The following is a 3,106-nucleotide window of genomic DNA, read 5'->3' as shown; positions in this document are numbered from 1 at the left end:
TGGGTGCCCTGGTCGGGGCGGGGGCGGGGTTCGACGGATTGGCCGCGTCCATGGCCGCCGACCCGACGCCGAGCCAGGGGACGCAGGTGGATACATGCCTCCGGCAACGCGGCTACACCGTCCTTTGGTCGGATGGCACGCGCCTTCGGCCGCTCAGGCTGTCCAGCTCGGATGATGCCGGTTGACCAAGTGATGGGCCTGTCAGCGGCTGCGCAGGTCCCGGCCGTCCAGCGTCACATTGGCGTCGGGGTCCAGGCGCCGCTCCTCGATCCGCAACTCCACCGCGCGTTCGATCGGGGTGCGGTGCAGATGATAGATCTCGACCGCCTCGGCCGCGGTCGGGCGATGCCCCAGCAGGCCGCGCAGCGCGGCGGCCGGCAGGAACACCCGGCCGACATAGTCGCCGATCTCGACGCCGAACTCGACCGCCTGGCGCGGCTCGTTCCAGTCGGCGTCATCGGGAAAGGTGAAGATCGGACGGGACATGGCGCCTTCTACCAGCCGACCCGGCGGTGCGGCAATGCCGGGATCCGCTGGAAATCCGCCATCGCGCCTGCCCCGTCATGCTGAAGACGGGGCAGGGTGGTCGCGATGGGTTACAGGGTCAACGGTGCTACTTCTCGGTCAGGAATTTGAGGATCACGCCGTTGAACTCCTTCGGGTTCTGCAGCATGCCGAAATGGCTGACCTTCGGCAGGATGTGCAGTTCGGCGCCCGGAATCGTGTGGGCGATGTATTCCGTGTGCTCGCGCTTGATGCCCTCGTCATAGGCGCCGTCGGCGATCGCCGTCCGGACCTTGATGCCGCGCAGCTGTTCGGCGGTAAAGTCGGGCTGCGTCGCCCACATCTGCCCGATCTGCTGCACGAAACTGTCATACTGGTCCGGCGTCTTCGACAGCGCCTGGTACTCGGTGCCAGCGCGGGTGATGAAGGCGGCGAAGGTCGGGTTCTTGTCGAAATCCGGCTTCAGCCCGGTCAGGTCGGTGTTGGCGCCGTAGGTGTAGAGGCGGTTCAGCCGTTCCGGGTGATGGATGGCGATGTCGATGCCGATGATGCCGCCGTCGCTCCAGCCGACCAGATCGGCCTTCGGGATCTTGAGATAGTCGAGCAGGGCGATGACGTCGGACGACATCAAATCGTAGCTGTAGGCCTGGGCCGAGCGGGTGCTGCGGCCATGGCCGCGGCTGTCGGCCACGATCACCTGGAAGCCATGCGCCACCAGATCGGGGATCAGGTTGTTCCAGTAGTCGGAATTGGACAGGCCGCCATGCAGCAGGATCACCGGCTGGCCGGCGCCGTAGACGGCATAATACATCTGGATGTCATTGACCGGGGCCATGCCGCTGGAGGCCGGCTTCGGGGCCGGGCCCAGGGCCGGCAGCGTCTGCCACACCTCGGCCGCCTGGGCCGGGCCGGTCACGATCGGCGCCATCAGGGCCGGCATCGCGACACCCATGCCGATGGCGATCACCGCACACCGCAGCATGCTCCCCACTGATCGGCGCATATCCGTTCCTCCTCCGCAGTCCGTGTGGATTTTGACGATACTACATGGAGGCCGCGGCCCCGCCATCGGGGATCGGTTACGGATGCAATGCCGGCCGTCTACGGAGTTCAGGCCGCGGCGGCCGGCGGTACGAGACTGCGCAGGCTCTGCCGGCCGGCCTCCAGCAGGCTGTCCGACAGGGCCCGGTCATCGGCCGCGACCCGGGCCATGATCAGGGCGCCGACCATGGCGCTGACCGCCTGCGGCGCGGCAGCCGGATCGCCGCCATCGGCCCGCAGGGCATCTTCCGCCAGACGCAGCAGGCCCCGCAGGCCGCGGTTGAACACGGCGCGGGTCTCGGGCGGATGGCGGGCGATCTCGGCCCCGATGGCGGCGGTGGCGCAACCCTGACCCGGGTTGTCGCGATGGGCCGGGCTGAGATAGGCGTCTGCCATCGCCGCCATGCGCTCGCCGGCCGGGTGGCGCTCCACCGTCTTGCGCAGCCGGTCGCTGCTCTGGCTGAGGCCTTCGGCACAGGCGGCGGCGACCAGCGCCTCCTTCGACGGGAAATGGGCATAGAAGCCGCCATGGGTCAGGCCGGCATCCGCCATCAGAGCGGCGACGCCGACCGACTCCACGCCATCCTCGCGGAAGCGCCTGGCCGCGGTCTGCACGATCCGGTCGCGGGTCTCGCTCTTGTGGTCCTTGCTGTAGCGCATAGGTCTCTTCCCGGCATTCGCCACCGGCAGGTCTCGCCGGAGGGTGATTGCCTTTTTAAATGATGCTCACAATATGTGGTTCGTCATATTACAAATCCAAGGGACTCCCGATGTCCGCTGAAGATCCCGTCGTGATCGTCGGTGCCGCCCGCACCCCGCTCGGCCGATTCCGTGGCGCGCTGGTGCCGCTGGCGGCGCCGCAGCTGGGGGCCGCCGCCATCGCCGCGGCCGTGGCCCGGGCCGGCGTCGCGCCCGCCCAGGTCGACGAGGTGCTGATGGGCTGCGTCCTGCCGGCGGGGCAGGGGCAGGCCCCGGCGCGCCAGGCGGCCCGCGGCGCCGGCCTGCCCGATGCGGTCGGTGCCACCACGGTCAACAAGGTCTGCGGCTCTGGCATGAAGGCGACCATGCTCGGCCGCGACCTGATCGTCGCCGGTTCGGCCGGCATCGTCGTGTCCGGCGGCATGGAGAGCATGTCGAACGCGCCCTGGCTGCTGCCCGGCGTGCGCGACGGCCTGCGCTTCGGCCACAGCCAGATCCTCGACCACGCGGCGCTGGACGGGCTGGAGGACGCCTATGACAAGGGCCGGGCGATGGGCGATTTCGGCGAGGCGACGGCCGCCCGCTACGGCTTCAGCCGCGACGACCAGGACGCCTATGCCGTGACCTCGCTGCGGCGGGCCCAGGCGGCGATCGCCGACGGCGCCTTCGTGTCCGAGATCGTGCCGGTGGCGGTGCCGGGCAAGGGCGGCGCCGTCGAGATTGCGACCGACGAGAACCCGCAGAAGCTGTCGGCCGACAAGATCCCGGCGCTGAAGCCGGCCTTCCGGCCGGACGGCACGATCACGGCGGCCAGCTCCAGCGCCAATGCCGATGGGGCTGCCGCCCTGGTCCTGACCCGGCG

At 69.5% G+C, this 3,106-nt stretch carries 5 protein-coding genes; 2 read left to right on the top strand and 3 right to left on the bottom strand.

The window, feature by feature from the left end; genetic code table 11:
• On the top strand, positions 1-185 hold a 185-nt coding region (locus AC3XYG_RS28180), incomplete at its 5' end, for a hypothetical protein (RefSeq protein WP_489143194.1).
• Positions 186-201: 16 nt separating this feature from the next.
• Here AC3XYG_RS28180 and AC3XYG_RS28175 read toward each other — a convergent pair.
• The 3 genes from AC3XYG_RS28175 to AC3XYG_RS28165 form a co-directional block, all read right to left on the bottom strand.
• On the bottom strand, positions 202-486 hold the full coding sequence (locus tag AC3XYG_RS28175) for a DUF1488 family protein (RefSeq protein ID WP_489143193.1): 285 nt from the start codon (positions 484-486) through the stop codon (positions 202-204).
• Positions 487-613: 127 nt separating this feature from the next.
• The gene (locus AC3XYG_RS28170) at positions 614-1,507 is read right to left on the bottom strand and encodes an alpha/beta fold hydrolase (protein WP_489143192.1); all 894 of its coding nucleotides are present in this window, start codon (positions 1,505-1,507) and stop codon (positions 614-616) included.
• 107 nt (positions 1,508-1,614) lie between these two features.
• Entirely contained in the window at positions 1,615-2,205 is a 591-nt protein-coding gene (locus AC3XYG_RS28165) for a TetR/AcrR family transcriptional regulator (protein ID WP_489143191.1), read from the bottom strand.
• Between the two features lie 110 nt (positions 2,206-2,315).
• Between AC3XYG_RS28165 and AC3XYG_RS28160 the strand changes: the two genes are divergently transcribed.
• Positions 2,316-3,106 (top strand): thiolase family protein (locus tag AC3XYG_RS28160; protein ID WP_489143190.1); only part of this gene is annotated, 791 nt, incomplete at its 3' end.

The organism is Inquilinus sp. (assembly GCF_057815775.1).
Note: the sequence above shows the minus strand (reverse complement) of the source record. Positions and strands in the feature narration are given on the sequence as shown.

Excerpts from the sequence above, each read along its gene's own strand:
- AC3XYG_RS28175 (WP_489143193.1), bottom strand. The coding sequence starts at position 486 with ATGTCCCGTCCGATCTTCACCTTTCCCGATGACGCCGACTGGAACGAG.
- AC3XYG_RS28170 (WP_489143192.1), bottom strand. The coding sequence starts at position 1,507 with ATGCGCCGATCAGTGGGGAGCATGCTGCGGTGTGCGGTGATCGCCATC.
- AC3XYG_RS28165 (WP_489143191.1), bottom strand. The coding sequence starts at position 2,205 with ATGCGCTACAGCAAGGACCACAAGAGCGAGACCCGCGACCGGATCGTG.